Below are 24,488 nucleotides of genomic sequence, written 5' to 3'. Positions count from 1 at the left end.
AAGCGGATAAAGGCAACAGGTCAGAGCCGGCGGATCATGGCCTGCTTGGCCGCCGCGAACTCGTCGTCGGTCAGCACGCCCGAGCGGTGCAGCTCGCCCAGCTCGGCCAGGCGGCGCAGCACCGCGTCGTGCGCGTCACCGCCGGGGGCGGCCGGCGGCTCAAGCTCGGCGGGCTCCTCGCGCGGCAGCCGGGCCAGCACCGCGGCGCCGACCAGCGCGGTCGCGCCGCCGAAGCGCTGGATGCCCCAGGAGACGCAGTGGGGGTCCTTCTGCGGGGTGACCCCGGGCCCGTCGCCCTTGAGCCGGAAGCGGAGCGTGCCGTAGCCCAGGCCGGACTGCGGCTTCCACTCCACGCCCACCAGGTCGGCCAGCGGGAACTCCTGCGACCCGGCCCGTTCCTTCTCCGAGCTGGCGAAACCCGTCCATTCCAGGCGGACGCGCTCGCCGTCGAAGACGGCCGTGCCGTCGCCGGCCGTGGCCGAGACGGGGATGGCGGGGCCGGGGAGGAGGTAGTGCTCGCAGGGGCCGGTCGGCGTCTGGTTGATCTCCAGGGTGTCGCGGACCTCGTCGGCGAAGTACTGGGCGGCGCCGGCGCGCTCCTTGGGCACCGCCAGCCGGTAGGGGTCGGCGGGCGCGGCCAGCGACCCGGCGACGAGGTCGGACAGGGGGTCGGCGCCGTAGCGCAGGCGAAGGCGCAGCTGGCCGCCCTTGCGGCCGGGCTCGAACGCGCACGTCGCGATGGCCTCCAGCGGCACGGCGACCTCGCCGAGCACCTTGCGGAGCTCATGGACGTTCTTGTCGCCGCCTGGGACCACGCGCAGCATCTCTCCGTTGAACGTCCACGAGCCGTCGAGAACGGCGATCTCGGTCATATTCTCAGCCTAGGACGTCGAGAGGAGCCCGATGAAGATCTTCACGAGCTGGATGTCGTGGGGCCAGGCCGCCGGACCCCTGGCCGAGGCGCTCCCGTCGCAGGCCGTCACGAGGTTGCGCGAGTCGGTGCGCTTCGCGCGGACGCAGCACGGCGTGCGGCAGCGTCCCACCGGGCGGCCGTACGTGGAGCACCTGCTGGAGGCGCTGGAGGTGGCGGTGGCCGGGGCACAGGTGCGCGACCCCGACGTGCTCACCGCGGTCGTGCTGCACGACGTGCTGGAGGACACGGCGTGCACCGAGCGGGAGCTCGCGCGGCGGTTCGGCGCGGACGTGACCGGGCTCGTCCGCTGGGTGACCAGGCCCGCCGGGCAGGCCGGGGCCGACCACCTGGCCGCGCTGGCCAAGGCCCCGGCGCAGGCCGTGCTCGTGCAGCTGGCCGTCGGGGTGAGCAAGGTGCAGGAGTTGCAACGCCTCCATTGGCGGTTCCAGAAGCACTGCTACCAGGAGACCGTCTCCTCCATCGTGCCGCTGGCCGCGCCCCACCCCTGGTTCGCCGAGTGGTACGAGGAATGGCAGCGGCCGTGGGCCAGGCGCGTGGCCCGCTTCCCGGACTAGCCTCCCAGCCGGGCCAGCCGGTTGCGCACGCCGTCGAAGTGCGCGTACACGGCCGACACCGCGGCGGCCCGGTCGCCGGCCAGCACCGCGGCGTAGATGTCGCGGTGCCGCCTGGCCACGTCGCCGGGCGGCTCGTCGGGGGCGCCGAGGTGGTCGCGGAGCTGGTGGTAGACGTCCCAGAACGCGCCGAGGAGCTGGCTGACCAGTGGGTTGCCGAGCGGCCGGTAGAGCAGGTCGTGGAAGAGCCGGTCGGTCTCGGGGGAGACCTCGCCGACCTGCGACTCGTGGTCCATGCGGGCCATGACGTCGGCCACCGGCGCGAGGTCGGCCTCCGGGCCCAGGTCGATGAGCCGCTGGACGAGGCCGCTCTCCAGGATCTCGCGGATCTCGATGAGGTGCGCCAGGTGGTTGCGGCCGTTCTGGAGGGTGATGCGGCTGTGGAAGGCCAGCTCGTCCACGAGGCCGGACAGCGACATCCGGCCGACGAACATGCCGAAGCCGTGGCGGATGTCCACGATGCCGACCGCCTGGAGGGCCTTCAGCGCCTCCCTGACGGAGTTGCGGCTGACCTGGAGCTCCTCCATGAGCTCCGACTCCGTGGGCAGCGGGTCGCCCGCGACCAGCCCGCGCCTGACGATCAGGTCCTTGACGCCCTCCTGGGCCTCGACGGCCCGGCTGGGACGTGCCGGACGCGGGACTGCGGTCATGGAGCTTCCTTTCATCGTAGGTAACATTCCGGAAATCCTCTGTTGACCTCAAGACGCTCTGGCGTTTAGCGTCCACGTTACGCACAAGATAGGACATGGGATGTCCTACGTTCTACCTTTCCCCCCAGGAGGCATCCGTGAGCTCTGAGTTCAGCCGCCGTGACTTCCTGCGCTACAGCGGGGCCACGGGTGCGGCGGCGTTCATCGCGGCCACCCTCTCCGCCTGTTCCGGAGGCCCGGCCTCGACCGGCTCGGTCGGCGCCGGATCGAACAAAGACCTGATCACCGCCGTCATCGGCTACGGCAACGACCAGAGCTGGGACCCGACGCAGACCGCGTCGGCGTTCGCGATGGCCGGGATCAGCCACGTCTACGAGGGACTGCTCGACACCGACCCGGTCACCCGGGAGCCGTACCCGGCCCTGGCCACGGCGCTGCCCGCCGACCCGAACGCCACGTCCTGGACGTTCACCCTGCGCGAGGGCGCCAAGTGGCACGACGGGCAGCCGGTCACCGCCGACGACGTGGTCTTCACGTTCGAGCGCATCCTCGGCCCCGACAACGTGCTGACCGGCAACTTCTTCAAGTCCTGGCTCCAGGAGGTGAAGAAGGTCGACGACCGGAACGTGGAACTGGTCTTCAAGTTCCCCTTCCCCGACGCGGCGCCCCGGCTGACCATCGCCAAGATCATGCCGAAGCACGTGTTCGGCCAGGCGGGCGCGTGGGACAAGGCCAAGAGCGGCATGGCGGTCGGCTCCGGGCCGTACAAGCAGACGGCGCACAACCCGAAATCCAACACCTCCTTCGAGGCGTTCGACGGCTACAACGGGCCGCGCCCGGCCACCGTCAAGAAGATGAACTGGCTGACCATCGTGGACGCCTCCGCCCGGGTGGCCAAGATCTCCGGCGGCTCGGCCGAGGCGCAGATCGCCGACAACATCCCGTACGCCAACGTCGAACAGCTCAAGCAGCAGGGGCTCACGGTCGAGGGCGGCAAGGGCATGAACCACATGTTCCTGATGTTCAACACCGCCGCCAAGCCCTTCGACGACGTACGCGTCCGCCAGGCCCTGCACTACGCCATCGACAAGCAGAAGATGATCGACGTGGCGCTCAAGGGCCACGGCACGGCCTCCAGCTCCTTCCTCAACGAGGGCCACCCCGACCACCGCCGCGCCTCGGTCGTCTACGACTACGACCCCGACAAGGCCAAGGCGCTGCTGAAGGAGGCGGGCGTCACGAACCTGACGGTCAACCTCATGGCCGTCAACGTGAGCTGGATCGCCGACTGCCTGCCCACCATCGCCGCCTCCTGGGAGGCCGTCGGGATCAAGACCACGCTGGAGCCGCAGGACACGGCCGCGCTGTTCACCAAGATGGACCAGTTCCAGGACTACCAGGTGGTCGCGGCGGCCTCGAACCCCAACCAGTTCGGCATGGACGCCGACCTGATCCTGCACTACAACTACGTGCCCGGCGGCCTGTGGATGAAGTACAGCCACTGGGACGGCAGCAAGGACGCCGAGAAGCTGTTCGCCATGATGGACGCGGCCGGCAAGGAGACGGACAAGGCCAAGAAGACCGAGCAGATCCACAAATATCTGGACCTGGTCGCCGAGGAGGCCGTGCTCTACCCCGTCGTCCACAACGAGCTGATGACCGCCTGGGACCCGAAGAAGATCTCCGGCATCCGCGCCCAGCCCTACCCCGGCATCAACCTGCTGCAGGCCAAGAGGACATGACGCTCGTACTCAGGATGCTGCTGCGGCGGCTCCTCATCCTGATCCCGCTGGTCCTGGGCGTGGTCGCGTTCGTGTTCGTCGTGATGCGCTTCTCGGGCGTCAAACCCGAGTACGCCTACTTCCAGGGCGCGAACCCCACGGCGGAACAGATCCACCGCTTCCAGGAGGAGAACGGCCTGCTGGACCCGCTGCCGCTGCGGTACGTGCGCTTCGTCGCCGACCTCGCCCAGGGCGACATGGGCACCAGCGTGCTCACCAAGAAGCCGGTCATCGAGTCGGTGACGACCGCGTTGCCGCTGACCCTCCAGCTCACGTTCCTCGGCCTGGCCGTGGCGGTCGTGTTGTCGCTGGTGTTCGGCGTGACCGCGGCGCTGTTCCGCGACCGCTGGCCCGACCAGGCGATCCGGGTCGTGTCGCTGGTCGGCGTGGCGGCCCCGGCGTTCTGGCTGGCGCTGCTGATGATCCAGTGGCTGGCGGTCGGCGAGGGACTGTTCCCGACCGGCGGCTACATCAACCCCGCCGACTCCGTCACCGGCTGGCTGCAGTCGATGACGCTGCCCGCGCTGTCGTTGTCGCTGCCGATCGCCGCCCAGCTCACCCGCATCATCCGCACGTCGATGGTCGAGGAGCTGGACCGTGACTACGTGCGCACCGCGATCGGCAGCGGCCTGCCGATGATCGTCGTGGTCGGCCGCAACGTGCTGCGCAACGCGCTGATCAACCCGCTGACCGTGCTCGGCCTGCGCATCGGCTACCTGATCGGCGGCACGGTGGTCATCGAGACGATCTACGGCCTGCCCGGCATGGGCCAGCTCATGATCAACGCGGTGCGCGACGGCGACCCGGCCGTCGTGCAGGGCGTCGTGCTCACCATCGCGATCGGCTTCATGGTGGTCAACCTGGTCGTCGACATCCTCTACCTGCTGGTCAACCCCCGCCTGAGGAGTGCCGCCTGATGAGAAGCGGACTCACCGAACGCCTGGTCGTGTTGGCCGGCAGGCCCGGCGTCGCCTTCCGGCGGCTGCCCCTGGCGTCCTGGCCGGCGGTCGGCGTCATCGTCCTGGTCGTGCTGGCCGCCCTGTTCGCGCCGCTGATCGCGCCGCACTCGCCGTACTTCCAGGAGGCCGCCGGCGGCGGCCCGTCGGCCGCGCACTGGATGGGCCTCGACAGCGCCAACCGCGACATCCTGTCCAGGCTCCTGTACGGCGCCCGCTGGTCGCTGATCATCGGGCTCGGCGCCACCGGGCTCGCCCTGGTGGCCGGGGCGGTCGTCGGCGCGGTCGCGGCCACCTCGCGCCGGGTCGTGGACGAGACCGTCATGCGCGTGCTCGACGTGATCATGGCCTTCCCCGGCATCGCGCTGGCCGCCGTGCTGGTCGCGGTGTTCGGCGGCAGCATCCCGGTGCTGGTCATGGCCATGGCCTTCCTCTACATGCCGTCCGTGGCCAGGGTCGTGCGGGCCAACGTGATCGCCCAGTACGGCGAGGACTACGTGGCGGCCGAACGCGTCATCGGCGCCCGCACGCCGTACATCGTGGTCAGGCACGTCGCGGTCAACTGCGCGGCGCCCGTGCTGGTGTTCTGCACGGTGATGGTGGCCGACGCGATCGTGTTCGAGGCGTCGCTGTCGTTCATCGGCGCCGGCGTACGGCCGCCGAACCCGTCGTGGGGCAGCGTCATCGCCGACGGCAAGAACCTGGTGCTGCTCGGCGGCTGGTGGGCCACGGTCTTCCCCGGCCTGCTGATCCTGCTCACCGTGCTGGCCCTGAACATCCTGTCCGAGGGCATCTCCGACGCCTGGGCCGCCCCGGTACGCAGAGCCGCCCCCAAGAAGGACGACGCGTACGAGCAGGCCACCCCCGGCACCGGCCAGGTGCTCGAACTGCCCGGCCTGGCCGAGGCGGCGCGCCGGCTGGCCGAACGCGCCCGCCCGCTGCCCCAAGGACAGCCGATCCTCAGCGTCGAACGCCTGCGCATCGGCTTCGAGCCGGACATCGACATCGTGGACGGCATCGGCTTCGAGGTGTGGCCCGGCGAGGTCGTCGGCCTGGTCGGCGAGTCCGGCTGCGGCAAGTCGCTGACCGCACTGACCGTCATGGGCCTGCAACCACGTGCGGCCCACGTCAGCGGGCACGTGCGCTTCGACCAGAAGGAGCTGCTGGCGCTGCCGCGCGGCGCCCGCCGCCGCCTGCTCGGCCACGAGATGGCGATGATCTACCAGGACGCGCTGTCCTCGCTCAACCCGGCCATGACCATCAGGGCCCAGCTCAGGCAGGTCACCCGCAGGGGCGGCCGGCGTACCCCCGCCGAGCTGCTCGAACTGGTCGGCCTCGACGCCCGCCGCACCCTGTCCGCCTACCCGCACGAGCTGTCGGGCGGCCAGCGGCAGCGGGTGCTGATCGCGATGGCGCTCTCCCGCGAGCCCAAGCTGATCGTCGCCGACGAGCCGACGACCGCGCTCGACGTGACCGTCCAGGCGCAGGTCATCGAGCTGCTGCTGCGGCTGCGCGAGGAGCTGGGGTTCGCGCTGATCCTGGTCTCGCACGACCTCGCCCTGGTCGCCGACGTCACCGACCGCGTCGTCGTCATGTACGGCGGCCAGATCGTCGAGACCGGCGCCACCGCCGCCCTGGTCGGCGAGCCCGCCCATCACTACGCCCGTGGGCTGCTCGGCGCGGTGTTGTCGCTGGAGTCGGGGGCCGAGCGGCTGACGCAGATCCCCGGCGTGGTGCCCGCGCCCGCCGACTTCCCGGCCGGGTGCAGGTTCGCCGACCGATGCCCGATGGCCACCGACATGTGCCGTACGCAGGCCCCGGTGCTGGCCGGAGAGGCCAGGCGGCACGCGGTGGCCTGCCACCACCCGGCGGTCGAACTCGTGGGGAGTGAGCGACATGCTTGAGCTGGACGATGTGCACGTCGTGCACAAGGCCCGGTCGGGAGGGCTGTTCTCGCGCGACCGCGTGCACGCCCTGACCGCCGCCTCCCTGACCGTCGCGCCCGGCGAGACCGTCGGGATCGTGGGGGAGTCGGGCTGCGGGAAGTCCACGCTGGCCAAGGTGCTGGTCGGGCTGCAGCGGCCGACCTCGGGAAGCGTGCGCCTGCACGGCCGCGACCTGTGGACGCTGACGCAGGGCGAGCGGCGCGCGCTCGTCGGCGGCGGCGTCGGCCTGATCTTCCAGGACCCGTCCACGGCGCTCAACCGGCGGCTGCCGGTCGGGCGCATCCTGCGCGACCCGCTCGACGTGCACGGCCGCGGCACCCCCGCCCAGCGCGAGGCCCGCGTGCGTGAGCTGCTGGACCTGGTGGGCCTGCCCGCGGGCGTGGCCGGCGCGCTGCCCGGCCAGCTCTCCGGCGGGCAGCGGCAGCGGGTGGCCGTGGCCAGGGCGCTCGCGCTCGAACCCGGGCTGGTCGTCGCCGACGAGCCCACCAGCGCCCTGGACGTGTCCGTCCGCGCCCAGATCCTCAACCTGCTGCTCGACCTCAAGGAACGGCTCGGGCTGGCGCTGGTGTTCATCTCGCACGACATCCAGACCGTGCGCAGGATGAGCGACCGCGTGGTCACCATGTACCTGGGCCGGATCGTCGAGCAGACGCCCGCGCAGTCCGTTCCGGGGCGGGCCAGGCATCCGTACACGCGGGCGCTGTTCTCGGCCACCCCGGGGCTGATCTCGCCCATCAACCCGATCCCGCTGGTGGGGGCCGTGCCGTCGGCCACCAGGCCGCCGAGCGGCTGCCCGTTCCGCACCCGGTGCTGGCGGGCCGACGACCTGTGCGCCGCCGAGCCGCCCCCCGCCACCCGGGCCGGGGACGACCACCTCTTCCACTGCCACCATCCGGTGGCGGCCGGAGCCACCGACCTAGAGCTGATCCAGGAGCACTCATGACAGATCCCGATGTCGCCGGGTCCGCGACGGTGACCGGCGTGATCCCCCCGGTCTGCACCCCGTTGACCCCCGGCCACGAGGTGGACGCCGCCTCCCTGACCCGCCTGGTGGACCACCTGCTGGAGGGCGGGGTGGACGCGCTGTTCGTGCTCGGCTCCTCCTCGGAGGTGGCCTACCTGACCGACACGCAGCGGCGGGTGGTGCTGGACACGGTCGTCGGGCACGTGGGCGGACAGGTTCCGGTGCTCGCCGGGGTGATCGACATGACCACGCCGCGGGTGCTCGAACACGCCCGCGTCGCGGTGGAGGCGGGGGCGTCCGCGCTGGTGGCGACCGCGCCGTTCTACACGCGCACCCACCCCGACGAGATCCGCACCCACTTCCGGACGATCGCCGCCCGCGGCGGCCTGCCCGTCTACGCCTACGACCTGCCGGTCAGCGTGCACACCAAGCTGGGCGCCGACCTGCTGCTCGAACTGGCCGCCGAGGGCGCGCTGGCGGGGGTGAAGGACTCCAGCGGCGACGAGGGCGGCCTGCGCCAGGTCATCATGGGCCGCCGGGCGCCGTTCAGCGTGCTCACCGGGTCGGAGGTGACCGTGGACTCCGCGCTGTGGATGGGCGCCGACGGCGTCGTGCCCGGCCTCGGCAACGTGGACCCCCACGGGTACGCCGAGCTGTACCGGGCCGCCTCCCGCGGCGACTGGGAGGCGGCCAGGATCCAGCAGGAACGCCTGGTCAGGCTGTTCGAGATCGTCCGGGTCGGCGCGGGCCGCATGGGCGGCAGCTCGGCGGGGCTGGGCGCGTTCAAGGCCGCCCTGCACCTGCGGGGCGTCATCGACTGCCCGCTCACCGCGCTGCCGCAGATCCCGCTGAACGACGACGAGACCGGCCGCATCGGCAAGCTGCTGGCCGCCGCCGGGCTGCTGTAGCCGCTCAGTGGCCGCTGCTCAGAGGGCCGCTGCTCAGTGGCCGCTGCTCAGAGGCCCTCGGCGTGGGCGGCCCGCTCGTTGGGGACGCAATGGGTCATCTTCAGCCCCTCCACGTCGCGCGGCCCGTTGCGTCCCAGCTTGACCAGGCGCTCCCGGTCCTCGTCGGTGAGGTCCTGGCCCGCCAGCGGCTCCAGCCGGGAGACGTCGTCCGGGGTGAGGCCGAGGCCCTCGCCCACGCGCAGGCCGAGGTCGTCCTCCACGAGCAGGAAGTGCCAGACCATGCGCTCCTGGATACGCCGGTCGCACTGGCTGAGCGCGTCGACGAAGTTGCGCACGAGGTCGTCGCGCTCCCACTGCTCCATGAGCAGGTAGCGCTGGCCGGCCTGCTTGTAGTCGTTGGTCCGCGGGATGCGCCGGCGCATGAGCCGGCCGCTGATGACCGGGCCCTCCTCGTCGAGGGTCGGGTACTCGGCCTCGCGCAGGCCGCCGCGGAGCGAGGGCTCGTAGTTGATGTGCGGGTCCTCGCCGCCGGTGTCGACGAAGAACGCCATCTGGCCGTCGCGCTGGTTGGTCCTGATGGGCGCGTTCCTGGCCTGGTTGACCGGCAGTTGCAGGTAGTTGGGGCCGACCCGGTAGCGCTGGGTGTCGCTGTAGGAGAACGTCCGGCCGACCAGCATCTTGTCGTCGGAGAAGTCGAGGCCGTCCACCAGGACGCCGGTGCCGAAGGCGGCCTGCTCGTTCTCGGCGAACTGGTTGTCGACGTTGCGGTTCAGCACCAGGCGGCCGACCGGCCTGGCCGGGAACTCGTTCTCCGGCCACACCTTGGTGTCGTCGAGCGGGTCGAAGTCCAGCTCGGGGTGCTCCTCGTCGCTCATGAGCTGGACCAGCAGCTCCCACTCGGGATATTCGCCGCGCTCGATGGCGTCGTGCAGGTCCTTCGTCGCGTGTCCCAGGTCGCCCGCCTGGACGACCGCCGCGTCCGCCTCGGTCATGCTGCGCACGCCCTGCTTGGGCATCCAGTGGTACTTGACCAGATACGTCTCACCCTGCTGGTTGACCCACTTGTAGGTGTTCACGCCGAACCCCTGCATGTGCCGGTAGTCGGCGGGGATGCCGCGCGGGCTGAACAGGTTGACCAGCATGTGCATCGACTCGGGCGTCTGCGACATGAAGTCGAAGATGCGGTTCGGGTCCTGCCGGAAGGTGACCGGGTCGGGCTTGAGCGAGTGGATGACGTCGGGGAACTTGATGGCGTCCCGGATGAAGAAGACGGCCAGGTTGTTGCCCACGAGGTCCCAGTTGCCGTCCTCGGTGTAGAACTTGATCGCGAAACCGCGCGGGTCGCGGGCGGTCTCGGCGGAGTCCCGGCCGCCGATCACGGTGGAGAAGCGCAGCGCCACATCCGTGCGCTTGCCGGCCTCCTGGAACAGCTTGGCCCTGGTGTAGCGGCTGACCGGCTCGTCGCCGATCTTGCCGTACGCCTCGAAGTAGCCGTAGGACAGCGTGCCCCTGGCGTGCACCACCCGTTCGGGGATGCGTTCGCGGTCGAAGTGGCTGATCTTCTCCAGGAACTGGTAGTTCTCCAGCGTGGCCGGACCGCGCGGGCCGACCGTCCGCTGGTTCTGGTTGTCGTAGACGGGATGCCCCTGCCGGTTGGTGAGCACCTCGCGCTCGTCGCCCGACTGCGGTCCCTTGCTGGAGACGTCTGTCATCGCACCGTTCCTCTCCCCGGACGAGATCTTCCCCGGCTGCCCTCAAGGCCGGATCGGAAACGGGCAAAACCTCGTCCTCGGGGCGGCTACCTGCTCACGTCGTCGGCGCCCCGGCCGAGCAGGCCCAGGTCGGACCGGCGGGGCAGGCTCTCCCAGTCGCCCTGCGAGGTCACCGCGAACGCGCCCGCCGCGCAGGCGGTGTCCAGCCGCCGTTCCGGCTCGGCCCCGGCCAGCCAGTCGGCCAGCCACCCGGCCGCGAACGCGTCCCCGGCGCCCACGGGGTCCACCTCCGTCACCCGGTACGGCCGGGCCCGCCGCAGCACCCCGTCCGACAGCTCAAGCGCGCCCTCGGCCCCCGACTTGACCAGCACGTACGAGGGCCCCAGCGAGGCCAGCGCCTTGGCCAGCTCCGCCGGGTCCTCGACGTCGGCGATCAGGCGGCCCTCGGGCACGGTCGCGAACAGCACGTCCACGCCGCCGACCGCCTCCCGCAGCCAGGCACCGGCCTCCTCCGCCGCCCACAGGGCCCGGCGGTAGTTGACGTCCAGCGAGACGAGCACGCCGGCCGCCCGCGCCACGGCGATGGCGTGCGCCACGCTCTCGCGGGCGGACGGCGACAGCGCCGGGGTGATCGCGGAGACGTGCAGCACGCGGGCCGAGGAGATCAGCGCCGGATCGAGGTCGTCCGGCCGCAGCCGGGACCCGGCGCTGTCCCTGCGGTAGTAGCGCACGTCCACGAGGTCGGCGGTGCGCCTGCCCTTGATCATCAGGCCGGTGGGGGCGTCCGGGTCGGTGACCGCGCGCACGTCCACGCCCTCCCCGGCGAGCGTGGCCCGGATCAGGTCGCCGAACTCGTCGTCGCCCACCCGCCCGGTCCACGTCGCCCGGTGGCCGAGCCGGGCCACGCCGATCGCCACGTTCGACTCGGCGCCGCCGAGGCCCAGGTCGAAGTCGCGGGCGAAGCGCAGCGGCCCGGTACGCCGGGCGGCGAACAGCGCCATGGTCTCGCCGAAGGTCACCAGTTCGGTCATGTGGTCGGCCTGCCCAGCTTTCTGGAGATCCGTGACGCCGCCCCGGCCACCAGCGGCCCCAGCTCCCGCACCCGCGCGGCGGTGATCCGCGAGGTGAGCCCGGAGACCGAGACGGCGGCGACGACGGCGTCATTGTGGTTGAAGATCGGCGCGGCGACGCAGCGCACCTCGGGCTCGTTCTCGCGGTCGTCCACCGCGTAGCCGCGCCGCCGGATGTGGGTCAGCTCGGCGCGCAGCCGGTCGGGGTCGGTGATGGTGTGCTTGGTGATCGGTTCCAGCGCCAGCCCGGCCAGCGCCTCCTCCGGCTGCCAGGCCAGGATCGCCTTGCCGACCGCCGTGGCGTGCACCGGGCCGCGGCTGCCGACGCGCGAGGCCATCCGCACGTTCGTCTCGTTCTCCACCTTGTCGATGTAGACGACGTGGGGGTGATCGTAGACGACCAGGTGGACGGTCTCGCGCACCTCGCTCATCAGCCGGTGCGACTCCTCGGCCGCGACCGCGCGCAGGTCGAGCGTGGCCAGGTACGCCTGCCCGAGCTGGAGGGTGCCGTGCCCCAGCCGGTACGCCCCGGTCCTGCGGTCGCGTTCGAGCAGCCTGGCCTCCACGAGCGGGACGGTCAGCCGCAGCACCGTGCTCTTGGACAGGCCCACGGCCTCGGCGAGCTGGGTGAGCGACAGGCCGGTGTGGCCGCGTACGTGGTCCAGGACGGCCAGGGCGCGCCGGAGCGAGGCGGACTGGTTGCGTTCGGGCACGAACGTCACCATATTCGATGAAATTTCGCGAAATGCAGCACGCTGTTGTGCACTGCACAACATCTTCTGACAAGTCTTCTCGACCCCTGGACGAATTCCTAGTGTCTGCGCTCAGGAGGTAATAGTGAAGTTTCTTTACTTTGCCGCGGCCGGAACGGCCCTGCTCACGCTGGCCGCCTGCGCACCCTCGACCGCTCCCGCCTCCGGCGGCGGCGACGAGCGGACGGGGACGCTGCGCGTCTGGCTCTTCGACGAGCCCAACCGCGCCCCCAAGGACAAAGTCGTCAACGAGGCGATCAAGGAGTTCACCGCCGCGCACGCGGACGTCAAGGTCGAGGTCACCTACATCCCCACCACGCCCGCCCGGCACGAGAAGTTCAAGGGCGCCTTCAACGACCCCGCCAGCTCCCCGGACGTCGCCGAGTACGGCAACACCGACCTCGCCGAGTACGCCGCCGCCGGCGGCTTCGCCGACCTCACCGCCGACCTGAAGGGCCTGGACCTGACCCCCGACCTGGTCAAGTCGGCCTCCGTCCAGGGCAAGCAGTACGGCCTGCCCTGGTTCATCGGCATCCGAGCCCTCTACTACCGCACCGACGTCTTCGACGAGCTGGGCCTGAAACCGCCCACGTCCGTCGCCGCGCTGACCGAGACCGCCCGCACGATCCGGAAGAAGAAGCCCGACCTGTACGGCATCGCCGTCGGCGGCGAGTACACCTTCGGCGCCCTGCCCTTCGTCTGGGACGCCGGCGGCGACATCACCTCGCTCGACTCGCCCGAGTCGCGCAAGGGCGTCAAGGCGTACACGGACCTGCTGACCGACGACGTCTGCCCGCCGCAGGCGTGCGTCTCGCTGACCGGCGGCAAGACGGTCGAGCTGTTCGCCGGTGGCAAGGCCGCGATGGGCATCCTGGGCAACTTCAACCGCTCGGCCGTGGACGCCGGCGCGGCGGCCGGCAAGTACGCGGTCGTGCCGTTGCCCGGCGCGGCCGAGGGCTCGATCGCGCCCGCCTTCGCCGGCGGCAACAACCTGGGCGTGCTGAAGAACGCCGGTCACCGCACCCTGGCCGCGGACTTCGTCAAGCTCCTGGGCGGCAAGGCGTACCAGGCCAAGATGTACGACGCGATGGGCAACCTGCCGACGCTCACCTCGGCCCGCGACGAGCTGGCGGCCAAGGACCCGTTCGTCAGGCCGTTCCTGGACACGGTGGCCAAGGGCACCCGGTTCGTACCGATCGACCCCGCCTGGGTGAAGATCGACAACGGCAAGGTCATCCCCACGATGTTGCAGAAGGTCGCGACCGGGCAGTCCACCGTCGACCAGGCCACCACCGAGGCGGCCGCGGCCGTCAAGACCGCCTTCGGCCGCTCGTGAGCCGAGGTACGACCGTCCGCCGCGGGCGTCCGTGGCTGTACCTGCTGCCCGCGGCGGCCGTGCTGGTCCCGATGTTCGGCTACCCGGTCTACATGCTGGGCCTGCTGTCGGTCTTCGACTACCGGCAGGCGCAGGTCAGCGGCGGGCAGCCGAGCACGTTCGTCGGGTTCGGCAACTACGCCACGCTGCTCGGCGACGGGCGCTTCTGGGAGGTGCTGGCGCAGACCGTGGGGTTCGCGGCGGCGCTGGTCGTCGCGACGCTGGCGGTCGGCGCGGCCCTGGCCGTGCTGCTGACCAGGACCGGGCCGGTGCCGAGGGCGGCCCTGTCGCTGGCCGCGCTCGGCGCGTGGGCGGCGCCCGCGATGACCGGCTCCACCGTGTGGATGTTCCTGTTCGACGCCGACCTCGGCCTGGTCAACCAGGTGCTCGGGATCGACGGGTTCAACTGGTTCTATGACCGGTGGGTCACCTTCGGCGTGGTCGGCGCGACGGTCGTGTGGCACTCGTTCCCGCTCGTCATGATCACCCTGTACGCGGGCATCCGGGCCGTCCCGTCCTCGGTGCTGGAGGCCGCCGCGCTCGACGGCGCCTCGGCCTGGCAGGGGTTCTGGCGGATCGTCGTGCCGATGTTGCGGCCCCTGGTCACGATCGTGGTCATCCAGTCGGTCATCTGGGACTTCAAGATCTTCACCCAGATCTACGTGATGACCAACGGCGGCGGCGTCGCCGGGCAGAACACCGTGCTCAACGTCTACGCCTACCAGATCGCCTTCGGCTCCTCCGAGTACGGCCTCGGCTCGGCCGTCGCGGTCGTCATGACGCTGATCCTGCTCGTGATCACCCTGTTCTACATCCGTGCGCTGCGGCGCAGTGGGGAACGCCTGTGAACCGACGACGTCTTCTGCCCAACACGGTCGCGCTGGTGGTCGCCGTCCTCACCGCGTTCCCGCTCTACTGGATGGCCCTGTCGGCGTTCAAGCCCGCGGGGGAGATCCAGTCGCTGGAGGTCAGGCCCTGGACGTCGCACCCGACGCTGGACAACTTCGTCCGCGTGCTGACCGGCGAGAACTTCGCCCGCTACCTGCTCAACAGCGCGGTCGTGGCGCTGGTCGTGGTCGTGTTGTCGGCCGGGCTCGCCTTCCTCGCGGCGGTGGCCGTGACCAGGTTCGCCTTCCGGTTCAGGACGACCGTGCTGATCATGTTCCTGGTCGCGCAGATGGTGCCCGTCGAGGCGCTGACGATCCCGCTGTTCTTCGTGGTCAGGGACCTGGGGCTGCTCAACACGCTGGCCTCGCTGGTGGTGGTGCAGCTGGCGTTCACGCTGCCGTTCGCGATCTGGATGTTGCGCGGGTTCGTCGCCGCGGTGCCCGAGGCGCTGGAGGAGGCGGCGATGATCGACGGGGCCGGCCGCGCGACCGTGCTGTGGCGCGTGCTGTTCCCGCTGGTCGCCCCCGGCCTGGTGGCGACCAGCGTGTTCTCCTTCATCACCGCCTGGAACGACTTCGTCTTCGCGCGGACCTTCATCATCTCGGCCAAGGACAACCAGACCCTGCCCGCGGCGCTGCTCGTCTTCTTCAAGCCCAACGAGAACGACTGGGGCGGGATCATGGCGGCTTCGACGCTGATGACGATCCCCGTGCTGATCTTCTTCGTGGCGGTGCAGCGGCGGCTCGTGTCAGGGCTTGGAGGGGCGGTCAAGGACTGAGACGTCGTGCCGGTCGCCGGGGGCCAGGAACTCCAGCAGCAGCCGCGCCTCCCGCTCGACCTCGTCCAGCTCGCCGATCGGCGTCCACTGGTGGACGTTCAGCGTGGAGACGCCCTTGGCCCTGGTCACCGTCCAGTCGCCGGCGGTGACGCCGTCCACGAGGATGATCCGGGGGATCACGTTCGTGCCCATGAACGACCCCTGCATGACGGCCGCGCCGCGCTCGCTGATCACCCGGGAGCGGTCGGCGTGCGACAGGAACAGGTTGTCGAAGTCGTACATCAGCCGGACCGGGGCCGGCACGTCCTCCGGCGGCCGGACGGCCTCCGGCAGGTCGTACAGCGTGCGGCCGGAGGCGTCCCTGAAACGGACCAGGTCCATGGACTCGACCACCTCGCCCAGCCTGGTCAGCCCCGACCACGTCTGCGCGTCCTGCACCGAGGCCGGGCCGAACGCGGCCAGGTAGCGCCGGACCAGCTCGGCGGCCGTCATCGGCGGCACCTCGCCCAGGCCCAGCCACGACTCGGCGGTGGTGTGCGCGACCGGCCCGCTCCTGCCCCACAGGCCGCGCGGCGGCACCTGGACCAGCGGCAGCAGCCAGCGCACGCCCTGGCCGAGCGCGTGCTGGTCGTGCTCCGGCCACCGTTCGGCCAGCGCCCGCCCGAGGTCGGCGAAGGTCATCGGCCGCTCCTCCAGCAGCGCCCGCCCGGTCACGGCCAACTCGTCCAGGTCGACGCCCGCCAGCCGCTTGCCGAACGTCGTCCGGGTCATGCGCTCGGTGACCACCTGCAACAGCGGCCGCATGGCCAGGCAGTCGCGGGCGGTGACCAGGTGGATCGTGGAGCGTTGCAACGCGATCCGCACCAGCTCGCGGGAGGCCAGCAGGGCGGAGGCGTCCTCGGGCTTGAGCCCCTCCAAGCGGTTCCACAGGCCGACGTACCAGGTGTGGGGGGTCTGCGCCTGGAGACCGCCGAGCTGCTCGACGACCTCCTGCACGCTCCCGCCGCCGCGGCGCAGCAGCAGTTGCCGGTCGAGCGTGGCCCGGTTGAGCGCGCGCTGGGAGATGAGGGGATCCATGGGGACAAAGGTAGGGGCAATCGCGGTCACTTCCCGACCTCGATGTGCCCTCAGGCGAGCGCGTCGGGGCCCAGCTCGTCCGGCGAGGAGTAGCCGGACAGGGCGAGCGTGATGTCCAGCTCGCCCAGCAGGCAGCGCAGCACGTGCTCGACGCCCGCCTGCCCGTCCAGCGCCAGCCCGTACAGCACGGGACGGCCGACCAGCACGGCCCGCGCGCCCAGCGCGAGCGCCTTGACCACGTCGGCCCCGGTGCGCACGCCCGAGTCGAACAGCACCGTCAGCCGGTCGCCGACCGCCTCGGCGATGCCGGGCAGCGCGTCGAGCGCGGCCAGGGCGCCGTCGACCTGGCGGCCGCCGTGGTTGGACACCACGATGCCGTCGACGCCGTGCTCGGCGGCCAGCCGCGCGTCCTCGGTGCTCATGATGCCCTTGAGCACGATCGGGCCGTCCCAGTGGTCGCGCAGGAACGGCAGGTCGTCCCAGCTCAGCCCCGGGTTGGGGAACATGCCCGCCCAATGGGCGACCGGGTTCTCCACCCCGGCGAAGTTGGGGTCGCTCAGATAGTTGGCGATGCCGGTGCCGGCCAGGAACGGCAGGAAGCCACGGTCGAGGTCGGCCGGACGCCAGCCGAGCAGCGTCGTGTCCAGCGTGACCACCAGCACCGAATGGCCGGTCGCCGCGGCCCGGCGCAGGAAACTCAGGCACACGTCCCGGTCGGTCGGGTAGTAGAGCTGGTACCAGCGCGGCGCGTCCCCGCCCGCCGCCGCCACCTGCTCGAAGTCGTGGGCTGCGGCCGTCGAGTGCACGTACGGGACGCCGACCGCGGCCGCGGCCCGCACGGTGGCGAGTTCGCCCTCCTCGTGGGCCAGCGTCTGCACGCCCATCGGCGCCACCAGCACCGGCGCCGCCATCGGGGTGCCCAGCACCTCGCACGACAGGTCACGCTGCCGCCGGACGCCGCGCAACATCCTCGGCACGATCCTGCGCCGCTCGAACGCCTCCAGGTTGGCGCGGGCGGTCGAGCCGCTGCCCGCGCTGGGCACGATGTAGCCGAGCGCCTCGGGCGGGAGCACCCGCCCGGCCGCGGCCTCCAGGGCGGAGAGGTCGGTGGTCAGCTCCGGCGCACGGCCTTCGAGCATGCCCGTCAGGTAGATGCCGAGCTGGTGATCGCCTGCGTTCATGGCTCCCATCCAACCAGCCCGTCCCGCCCTCCGGGGGCCGTGACGACCGCCCTCATGACGGCCCTGATGACGGCGACCGCGACGCGGCCCTACGCTGCTTCCCATGCACAAACGCGTGATCGACAACCGCTTCGAGCTGACCGAGAGGCTCGGCGGCGGTGGAATGGGCCTGGTGTGGCGCGCCTGGGACACCGCCCTCCACCGCGAGGTCGCGCTGAAGGAGGTCCGGCCGCCCGACCCGTCGTTCGAGGAGCACGATCCGGAGGGCGCCCGCGAGCTGCGCGCCCGGGTGCTGCGCGAGGCCCGCGCGCTGGCCAGGCTGAACCATCCGCACGTCGCCACCATCCACCACATCGTCGATCCGGGCGCCGACGGCTACCCGTGGATCGTCATGGAGCTGGTCACCGGCGGCTCGCTCCAGGACCGTCTCACCCGCGGGCCGATGACGCCCTGGGAGACCGCCCGCCTGGGCCGCGAGGTGCTGTCCGCGCTGCGCGCCGCGCACGCGGTCGGCATCCAGCACCGCGACGTCAAACCCGCCAACGTGCTGCTGCGCGAGGACGGCCGCTCGGTGCTCACCGACTTCGGCATCGCCGCCGTGCGCGAGTCGACCAGCCTGACGGCGACCGGGTCGTTCATCGGCTCGCCGGAGTACATCGCGCCCGAGCGCATCAACGGCCACGAGGGCGACCCCGCCTCCGACCTGTGGTCGCTCGGCATGATGTTGTACGTGGCCGTCGAGGGCCGCCACCCGCTGCGCAGGAGCACCACGCTGGCGACGCTGGCCGCCGTGCTCAACCAGGAGGTTCCGCCGCCGGAGCGGGCCGGGCCGCTCGCGCCCGTGCTCGGCGCCCTGCTGCGCCGCGACCCGGCCGGCCGGCCCGACGCCGAGACCCTCGACCGCCTGCTCGCCGCCGTCGCCGACCCGGGCTCCGCCCCGCATGCCTACCTCCCGCCACCCCGGGCCCCCTTCCCGCCCGGCCACCCCTCCCCACCCTCGGGCCCCCTCCACCACGGGCCGCCGCCAGGGGCCACCGTGCCGCCCGGGGGGCCGCGGCCCTGGGGGCCGGAGCCGTCGTTCTCGCACGCCGGGACCATGTCGTCGCGCCGCTCCCGCCGCTCGCCGGTCGCGGCCGTGACGGCCTCCGTGGGCGCGCTGGCGGTGACCGGCGTGCTGGTCTACACGCTGCTCCCGGGCGTGCGCGGCGCGGAGGAGCCGGAGCAGCCGCAGACGCCGCGGGTCACCCCGATGGAGACCACCGACGCCCAGGAGCCGGCGGAGACCGACGAGCCGAAGCCGGAGCCGGAGAACCTGCTCACCGCCGACGGCATCCGCGCCGCGATCAAGGCGCTCAAGCCGGTCATGGGCGGCACCAAGGTCGTCCGGATGGTCGTCTACCCGACGTACATCTCCGCCGAGGCGCCGGTCAAGGGCGACCCGACCATCTACGACCGCTATGCCTACCGCGACGGCGTGGCCTCCCGCGAGGGCGCCGGCTCCACGGTCCGCACCCCCACCGTCGACCTGGCCAAGTACAACTGGGACGCCATGCCCGGCCTGCTCAAGAAGGCCGAGGGCGTCCTCGGCGTGCGCAAGCCCACCTCGCGCTACCTCATCGTCGACCCCAACTTCGTCTTCACCAGCACCAAGCAGGTCCTGCTCGTCTACCTGGGCGACGCCTACCGCACGGGCTACCTGGTGGCCGACCCCCAGGGCAGGGTGCTCAAGACCTACCGCGCCTCCTGACCGGCCGGGCGGCTCAGCAGCCGCCCTGGTAGCCGCTCTCCGGGATCAGGCGGCTCCACTCGTCCTGGCTGAGCGGCCCGCCCGCGCGGGCGCACACCTCCCGCGCCGTCAGCGCCGGGTCGACCGGGCTCTCGCGTACGCTGCCGTCGGCCGCCACGCCGCGCAGCGTGCGGCCGTCCTGGCTGAAGGCCAGCCCCTCGGCCCACGAACCCACCTGGCCGACCTCGCGCAGCGTGCCGGCGTCCCACAGGGAGGTGCGTTCGGCGTCGATCGCCAGCAGGTCGCCGCCGGGGGAGAAGCGCAGGTCGCGTACGGGGGCCGAGCCGGTCACGACCGTGCCGGCCCGCTCGCGCTCCCGTACGTCCCACAGCTCCACGCGTCCGCCGCCGAGCCCGAGGGCCAGCGTGCGGCCGTCGGGGGAGAAGGCGAGCGCGGTGGGCCGGTCGGCGGCCGGGGCGAGCGGGGTGACCTCGCCCGTACGCAGGTCGAGCAGGTTCGTGCCGGAGGCGAGCGTCGAGCCGTCGGGGCTGAAGGCCATCGCCAGGTCGCCGGCCCCCTCGTAGACCTTGATCCGGCGGCCCGCGCGCACGTCCCAGGTCTCCAGCAGGCGGCCACGGGCGGTGGCCAGCGTGTCGCCGCCGGGGGACAGGGCCACGGCCGACACGTCGCCGCCCGCGTCGACGGCGCTCACCCTCCTGCCGCCGGACGCCTCCCAGACGGTGACCGGGTCGCCCGCCACCGCCAGCAGCCTGCCCGCCGCGTCGAAGGTCACGTCGCCGGTGGCGGCGATCTCGGCCAGCGGCCTGCGCGCCACCACGTCGGTGAGCCGGATGGCGTCGCCCACGTCCTTGGCCGCGACCCGGCCGTCGCTCGACAGCGCGGCGGTGCGGACGCCGGGGGAGGGCGCGGGCAGCCCGGGGACGTCGAGCGAGACGACCGAGCCCAGCCCGCTCAGGTAGCGCAGCGTGCGGCCGTCGGTGGAGAAGGCCAGGCCGCCGTGCTGGTCGCCGCGGAAGTGGTAGGCCCCGGCCAGCCGCCGGTCGGCCACGCTCCAGACGCGCACCTCGTCCCGGCCGGGAAGGGCGAGCAGGGTGCCGTCGGGGCTGAACACGGGGGTGCCGGCGGAGGTGTCCGACAGCCTCTCACCGTCGCCCGCCTCCGCCGCGAAGGCGGCGACGGGGGCGGGGGCCGAGTCGGCGGCGGAGGCGCCCTTCGGCGGCTCGGCGCCGGGCGTGACCAGCGTCACGCCGTCGCGGCCCGCCACGGCCAGGGTGCGGCCGTCGGGGCTGAACGCCAGAGGCGGCGCCGACCGGTCCGGCCCGGACTGCGGCCGTACGGTGATCACCCGTTCCCTGGTCCGGCCCGGCAGCGCCCACAGCTCGACCCGCCCGTCCAGGCCGGAGAACGCGGCCCGGCTCCCGTCGCGGGACACCGCCACCCGGCGGTCGCTCACGTCGAACAGCACCTCGCCGCCCCGGTACACCTTCGTCCGGTTCCCGCTGGTGATCGCGTACGTCCCGGTCTCGGGGGTACGGCCGGTGGCGACCTCGACGGGCCGGCCGTCCGGGCCCTCGGCGTACCGGCCGTCCTCGCTCAGGGCGGCGCTGCCTTCGGGGAGCGCGCGCGTGGCGAGCTGCCGGCCGCCGCGGACGTCCCAGACGGTCAGCGTGCCGTCGCCCCACCTGACCAGCTCGTCGCCGCGCAGCAGGTAGCCGGCCCGCTCGTCGGCCGCGGGGTCGGTGAACACGCCCAGCTCGGGCTGCGCGAGCGAGGCCTGCAACGCCGCCCGCGCCTCGAACACCGGCGACATCCGCCAGGCCGCCACGCTCAGCCGCATCGCCGTACGCGGGTCGGAGGAGCGCAGCGCCTCGGCGCGGGCGGCGACGGCCCGCGCGTTGGCCTCCAGGAGCTGCCCCCGCAGCTGCTGCTCGCCGTTCAGGGAGAGGGCCGACATCGACACCGCGACGGCCAGGGCGGCGGCCAGCGTCGCCAGCGACGGGCGCAGCAGCCGCCTGCGCTGCTTCGACATGGCCACGCTCGCGCCGATGAAGTCGCGTTCGAGCTGGTTGAGGCGCAGGTGGCGGCGCCTGGCCGCGGCCCAGCCGAGCGCCGTGTCGAGCCGGTCGCCCCGGTAGAGGTACGTCTGCCCGCGCCGGTGGCGCGACCACCGGTCGGCCGCCAGGCGCAGCTCCCGGTGGACGGCCAGGCCGTCACGCTCGTCGGCCACCCACCCGCGCAGGCGTGGCCAGGCCCGGTAGAGCGCGGCGCTGGCCGGCCCCACCCGGTCGTCGCGCACGGCCACGAGCTTGCCGACCGGGGTCTCGGTGGGCGGCACCCGGACGCTGCGGCGCACGAGCAGCCCGGCCGCCATGAGCGGGGCCAGCACGCCGCCCTCGTCGTGGGGCTCGTCGCCGTCCATCAGGCGCAGCAGCAGCCCCGGCACCGCCTCCTGCTGGCGCGGCGTGAGCCCGGCGTAGACGTCCTCGGCCAGCTCGCCGAGCGACCGGTGGCCGGCCACTCCGTCCGGCGGGCGCAGCGCGGCGGGGTCGGCCTCGACCAGCAGCTCGTGCGCCGCGGGCCGAGCGGCGGGGTCCTTGGCCAGCGCCCGTCCGACCAGCTCGCGCAGCCCCTCGGGCAGGGCGCTCAGGTCGGGGTCGACGGTCAGCAGCCGGTGCAGCACCACGCCCAGGCTGCGTCCGGAGAACGGATCGCCGCCCGTGGCCGCGTAGAGCACCACGGCCCCCCAGGAGAAGACGTCGGTCGCCGCCTCGTGGCCGCTGCCGGTCAGGATCTCCGGGGCCAGGTACGTGCACGTCGCCCCCAGCGACCCGCCGACCGCCGCCCCCATGTCGATGACCTTGGGGCCGCCCGCCGCCAGCAGCACGCTCTCCGGCCGCAGGTCACGGTGTGTCAGCCCGGCCGCGTGCAGCGTGCTCAGCGCCCCCGCCAGCGCCCCGGCCAGCGCCGCCAGCTCCTCGCCCCGGTACGGCCCGTGCCGCTCGACCGCCTGCCGCAGGTCGGGCCCGTCGACGAACTCGCTCACCACGTAAGGGACGCCGTGATCGACCCCGGACGCGACCACCTCCGCCAGATGCGGGCAGGTCACCCGCGCGACCGGCTCCACCTCGACCCGCGGCACCTTGACCGCGTAGCGGCGGCCGTCGTCGTCGTAGGCGTCGTAGACCACTCCGCGCGCGCCCGCGCCGAGCCGGGCGGCCAGCCAGAAGCCGCCCAGCCTCTCGGGATCACCAGGCACCAAGCGCATCGTCACTGATGCTTAGATGCGCCGGAGCGGCCGTTGGTTGTGGGAGAACGACCACAGGTCCCCCGCGCGCCTCGGGGGACCCATGCGTCATGATCATTATGCCAGGTTCCCGGATCTTGACTGCCACTCCGGACGCAGCACCGACATCGTCACGGAGTCGTGCCACTCGCCCTCCCACAGCAGGGTGTCGCGTTGCACGCCCTCCTCCACGAACCCGGCCTTCTTGTAGACGTGCCGGGCCCGGTCGTTGAAGGAGTAGACGTCGAGGCTGATCCGGTGCAGCGGCGTGGTGGCGAAGGCGTGGTCGAGGACCAGCTCGATCGCCTCGCTGCCGTAGCCCTTGCCGAAGACCCGGGCGCCGATCAGCGCGATCCGCAGGTTGCACGACAGGTTGTGCCGGTCGAGCTCGTTGAGCACGACCTCGCCCACGTACTCGTCGCCGGCCATGACGGCCAGGTCGAGCCGGTCGGCGTGCTCGCCTCTCGTGCTGTACCACTGGCGGGCCACCTCGGGGTCGGCCTCGCCGTGGCTGCCCGTCAGCCGGGTCACCTCCGGGTCGCCGACCAACGTGAGCAGGCCCTCGACGTGCTCGGGGCCGACCGGCAGCAACCTGACCAGCTTCCCCGTCAGAGTGGGTTTCTCGGCGAACATCCCCTTTGGCTATCAGCCCTGGTCATCGACCGGCAAACCCATTTTCCTCAGTGCCGCGTCGCGCACCTCCTCCGGGGTCAGCACGCCGACGTCACAGGTCAGGTCCGCGACCTGCTCGAAATACCGCTCGCGCCGGGCCCGCATCTCCGCCGGCTGGAACTCGGGGCGGTGCGCGCCCGAGCTCATGCGCTGCGCCAGGACGGCGTCGGCGGCGTCCACCCAGACCACGAACGCGTCGCGCAACGCCGCACGCACCCGGGGGTCCTCGACGGTGCTGGCCGCCGCCGCGATCACCTTCGGCTCGTCCGCCAGCGCCGCCAGCACGTGCTCGGCCTCGTACCGGTGCAGCGCGTCCGCGCCCTCGCGGGCGGCGATCTGCGCCGCCGTGCCGCCGTACTCCTTCTCCAGGAACGGGTCGCTGTCGGTGAACGGCATCGCCAGCGCCGTGGCCAGGAGGCGGCCCGCGGTCGTCTTACCCGATCCCATCAGCCCGATCACCACGACTGGTTTGTTTTTCGACATGTGGATAGAGGTTCCTTCGTGTCAAGGAGGTAAATCTGATGACCATCGCCGGAAGCATCATCCTCATCATGCTCGGTGCGATCCTCACCTGGGCCGTCGAGTTCGATCTCGCCGGTCTCGACATCAACGTCGTCGGCGTCATCCTCATGCTCGGTGGCCTGGCGGGGCTGCTGTTCGGCATCTACCGGATCAGCGTCACCCGCAGGGCGGTCGGCCCCATCGACGAGCCGGTGCACCGGCACGAGATCTACGAGGAGCCGGAGACCCGCAGGACCACGGTGTACGAGGAGCGCCGCCACTACGACGAACCGCCGCTGTAGGAGGTGAATCGACATGCCAGCCGTTGACGAGCTGCCGTCGACCATCAAGCGTTCGCCCAAGAAGGCGCAGAACACGTGGATCAAGGCGCACGACTCCGCCGTGAAGGAGTACGGAGAGGGGCGGCGCGCGCACATGACCGCGTTCGCCGCCCTCAAGCACTCCTTCGAGAAGGTCGGAGACCACTGGGAGGCGAAGGGGCAGAAGGGACCGTCCGACAAGGGCGCGACCGACCGCTCCGGCCGGACCGAGGAGGGCGTGGACGCCAACGCCAGCAAGGAGCACTTGCAGGGCGTGGCGTCCAGGCTCGGGGTGCGCGGCCGATCCAGGATGACCAAGAAGGAACTGGTGGACGCCATCAAGAAGGCCAACAGGAAGGCCACGGCGAAGGCCCGCTAGTTC

22 protein-coding genes are annotated in these 24,488 nt (G+C 72.1%); 12 read left to right on the top strand and 10 right to left on the bottom strand.

Annotated features, from left to right (window positions below; genetic code table 11):
• Positions 1–20: 20 nt before the first annotated feature.
• Positions 21–872 (bottom strand): DUF4429 domain-containing protein, encoded by an 852-nt coding sequence (locus tag AB0J97_RS05590; RefSeq protein ID WP_364084887.1) that lies wholly within the window; start codon positions 870–872, stop codon positions 21–23.
• A 31-nt stretch (positions 873–903) separates the two neighbouring features.
• Here AB0J97_RS05590 and AB0J97_RS05585 point away from each other — a divergent pair, with 31 nt between their 5' ends.
• Positions 904–1,488 (top strand): HD domain-containing protein, encoded by a 585-nt coding sequence (locus AB0J97_RS05585; protein WP_364084884.1) that lies wholly within the window; start codon positions 904–906, stop codon positions 1,486–1,488.
• On the opposite strand, the gene AB0J97_RS05580 is transcribed toward AB0J97_RS05585, so the two are convergent.
• The gene (locus AB0J97_RS05580) at positions 1,485–2,195 is read right to left on the bottom strand and encodes a FadR/GntR family transcriptional regulator (RefSeq protein WP_357698990.1); all 711 of its coding nucleotides are present in this window, start codon (positions 2,193–2,195) and stop codon (positions 1,485–1,487) included. The genes AB0J97_RS05585 and AB0J97_RS05580 overlap by 4 nt on opposite strands.
• Positions 2,196–2,332: 137 nt before the next feature.
• On the opposite strand from AB0J97_RS05580, the gene AB0J97_RS05575 reads away from it, so the two are divergent.
• From AB0J97_RS05575 to AB0J97_RS05555, 5 genes are read left to right on the top strand one after another with little or no spacing between them, the layout of a single operon-like run.
• Complete coding sequence (locus tag AB0J97_RS05575) at positions 2,333–3,937, top strand: ABC transporter substrate-binding protein (RefSeq protein ID WP_357698992.1); 1,605 nt, start codon at positions 2,333–2,335, stop codon at positions 3,935–3,937.
• On the top strand, positions 3,934–4,893 hold the full coding sequence (locus AB0J97_RS05570) for an ABC transporter permease (protein WP_357698994.1): 960 nt from the start codon (positions 3,934–3,936) through the stop codon (positions 4,891–4,893). The genes AB0J97_RS05575 and AB0J97_RS05570 overlap by 4 nt, the downstream gene beginning before the upstream one ends.
• On the top strand, positions 4,893–6,836 hold the full coding sequence (locus tag AB0J97_RS05565; RefSeq protein ID WP_364084879.1) for a dipeptide/oligopeptide/nickel ABC transporter permease/ATP-binding protein: 1,944 nt from the start codon (positions 4,893–4,895) through the stop codon (positions 6,834–6,836). Before AB0J97_RS05570 ends, AB0J97_RS05565 begins: the two co-directional genes overlap by 1 nt.
• The gene (locus tag AB0J97_RS05560) at positions 6,829–7,821 is read left to right on the top strand and encodes an ABC transporter ATP-binding protein (RefSeq protein WP_364084876.1); all 993 of its coding nucleotides are present in this window, start codon (positions 6,829–6,831) and stop codon (positions 7,819–7,821) included. Before AB0J97_RS05565 ends, AB0J97_RS05560 begins: the two co-directional genes overlap by 8 nt.
• Complete coding sequence (locus AB0J97_RS05555) at positions 7,818–8,750, top strand: dihydrodipicolinate synthase family protein (RefSeq protein ID WP_364084873.1); 933 nt, start codon at positions 7,818–7,820, stop codon at positions 8,748–8,750. The genes AB0J97_RS05560 and AB0J97_RS05555 overlap by 4 nt, the downstream gene beginning before the upstream one ends.
• Before the next feature lie 47 nt (positions 8,751–8,797).
• On the opposite strand, the gene AB0J97_RS05550 is transcribed toward AB0J97_RS05555, so the two are convergent.
• The 3 genes from AB0J97_RS05550 to AB0J97_RS05540 all read right to left on the bottom strand — a co-directional run bounded on the left by AB0J97_RS05550 (position 8,798) and on the right by AB0J97_RS05540 (position 12,245).
• Positions 8,798–10,462, bottom strand: coding sequence for a catalase (locus AB0J97_RS05550; RefSeq protein WP_364084870.1), 1,665 nt, complete (start codon positions 10,460–10,462; stop codon positions 8,798–8,800).
• Between the two features lie 86 nt (positions 10,463–10,548).
• Positions 10,549–11,493: a sugar kinase gene (locus AB0J97_RS05545; protein ID WP_364084867.1), complete on the bottom strand. Its 945-nt coding sequence runs from the start codon at positions 11,491–11,493 to the stop codon at positions 10,549–10,551.
• Positions 11,490–12,245: an IclR family transcriptional regulator gene (locus AB0J97_RS05540; RefSeq protein WP_357699005.1), complete on the bottom strand. Its 756-nt coding sequence runs from the start codon at positions 12,243–12,245 to the stop codon at positions 11,490–11,492. Before AB0J97_RS05540 ends, AB0J97_RS05545 begins: the two co-directional genes overlap by 4 nt.
• Before the next feature lie 124 nt (positions 12,246–12,369).
• Between AB0J97_RS05540 and AB0J97_RS05535 the strand changes: the two genes are divergently transcribed.
• Genes AB0J97_RS05535 through AB0J97_RS05525 form a run of 3 tightly spaced genes read left to right on the top strand, consistent with a single transcriptional unit; the run spans position 12,370 to position 15,325 of the window.
• Positions 12,370–13,620 carry an extracellular solute-binding protein gene (locus tag AB0J97_RS05535; RefSeq protein ID WP_364084863.1) on the top strand — a complete coding sequence of 417 codons (1,251 nt, stop codon included), beginning with the start codon at positions 12,370–12,372 and terminating at the stop codon, positions 13,618–13,620.
• The gene (locus AB0J97_RS05530; protein ID WP_364084860.1) at positions 13,617–14,507 is read left to right on the top strand and encodes a sugar ABC transporter permease; all 891 of its coding nucleotides are present in this window, start codon (positions 13,617–13,619) and stop codon (positions 14,505–14,507) included. The genes AB0J97_RS05535 and AB0J97_RS05530 overlap by 4 nt, the downstream gene beginning before the upstream one ends.
• Complete coding sequence (locus tag AB0J97_RS05525; protein ID WP_357699011.1) at positions 14,504–15,325, top strand: carbohydrate ABC transporter permease; 822 nt, start codon at positions 14,504–14,506, stop codon at positions 15,323–15,325. The genes AB0J97_RS05530 and AB0J97_RS05525 overlap by 4 nt, the downstream gene beginning before the upstream one ends.
• On the opposite strand, the gene AB0J97_RS05520 is transcribed toward AB0J97_RS05525, so the two are convergent.
• Both AB0J97_RS05520 and AB0J97_RS05515 read right to left on the bottom strand, forming a co-directional pair.
• Positions 15,296–16,402, bottom strand: a complete 1,107-nt coding sequence (locus AB0J97_RS05520; RefSeq protein WP_364084856.1) for a winged helix DNA-binding domain-containing protein — start codon at positions 16,400–16,402, stop codon at positions 15,296–15,298. The genes AB0J97_RS05525 and AB0J97_RS05520 overlap by 30 nt on opposite strands.
• A 50-nt stretch (positions 16,403–16,452) precedes the next feature.
• A complete protein-coding gene (locus AB0J97_RS05515) occupies positions 16,453–17,583 on the bottom strand; it encodes an alpha-hydroxy-acid oxidizing protein (protein WP_364084853.1) in 1,131 nt (376 codons plus the stop codon).
• A 103-nt stretch (positions 17,584–17,686) separates the two neighbouring features.
• Between AB0J97_RS05515 and AB0J97_RS05510 the strand changes: the two genes are divergently transcribed.
• Positions 17,687–19,330, top strand: a complete 1,644-nt coding sequence (locus AB0J97_RS05510; protein WP_364084850.1) for a serine/threonine-protein kinase — start codon at positions 17,687–17,689, stop codon at positions 19,328–19,330.
• A 13-nt stretch (positions 19,331–19,343) separates the two neighbouring features.
• Here AB0J97_RS05510 and AB0J97_RS05505 read toward each other — a convergent pair whose 3' ends face one another.
• The 3 genes from AB0J97_RS05505 to AB0J97_RS05495 all read right to left on the bottom strand — a co-directional run bounded on the left by AB0J97_RS05505 (position 19,344) and on the right by AB0J97_RS05495 (position 23,768).
• The gene (locus AB0J97_RS05505; protein ID WP_364084847.1) at positions 19,344–22,586 is read right to left on the bottom strand and encodes a WD40 repeat domain-containing serine/threonine-protein kinase; all 3,243 of its coding nucleotides are present in this window, start codon (positions 22,584–22,586) and stop codon (positions 19,344–19,346) included.
• Between the two features lie 105 nt (positions 22,587–22,691).
• Positions 22,692–23,246 (bottom strand): GNAT family protein, encoded by a 555-nt coding sequence (locus AB0J97_RS05500; protein ID WP_357699021.1) that lies wholly within the window; start codon positions 23,244–23,246, stop codon positions 22,692–22,694.
• 12 nt (positions 23,247–23,258) lie between these two features.
• Complete coding sequence (locus AB0J97_RS05495) at positions 23,259–23,768, bottom strand: shikimate kinase (protein ID WP_364084843.1); 510 nt, start codon at positions 23,766–23,768, stop codon at positions 23,259–23,261.
• Between the two features lie 38 nt (positions 23,769–23,806).
• Between AB0J97_RS05495 and AB0J97_RS05490 the strand changes: the two genes are divergently transcribed.
• Together AB0J97_RS05490 and AB0J97_RS05485 are read left to right on the top strand one after the other, a co-directional pair.
• Positions 23,807–24,088, top strand: coding sequence for a hypothetical protein (locus AB0J97_RS05490; RefSeq protein ID WP_352319513.1), 282 nt, complete (start codon positions 23,807–23,809; stop codon positions 24,086–24,088).
• A gap of 13 nt (positions 24,089–24,101) precedes the next feature.
• Positions 24,102–24,485: a ChaB family protein gene (locus AB0J97_RS05485; protein ID WP_357699025.1), complete on the top strand. Its 384-nt coding sequence runs from the start codon at positions 24,102–24,104 to the stop codon at positions 24,483–24,485.
• Positions 24,486–24,488 lie beyond the last annotated feature (3 nt).

This window comes from Nonomuraea sp. NPDC049607 (genome assembly GCF_040675375.1).
Taxonomy (GTDB): domain Bacteria; phylum Actinomycetota; class Actinomycetes; order Streptosporangiales; family Streptosporangiaceae; genus Nonomuraea.
The sequence above is the reverse complement of the archived record's forward strand: the minus strand, read 5'-3'. Positions and strand labels throughout refer to the sequence as shown.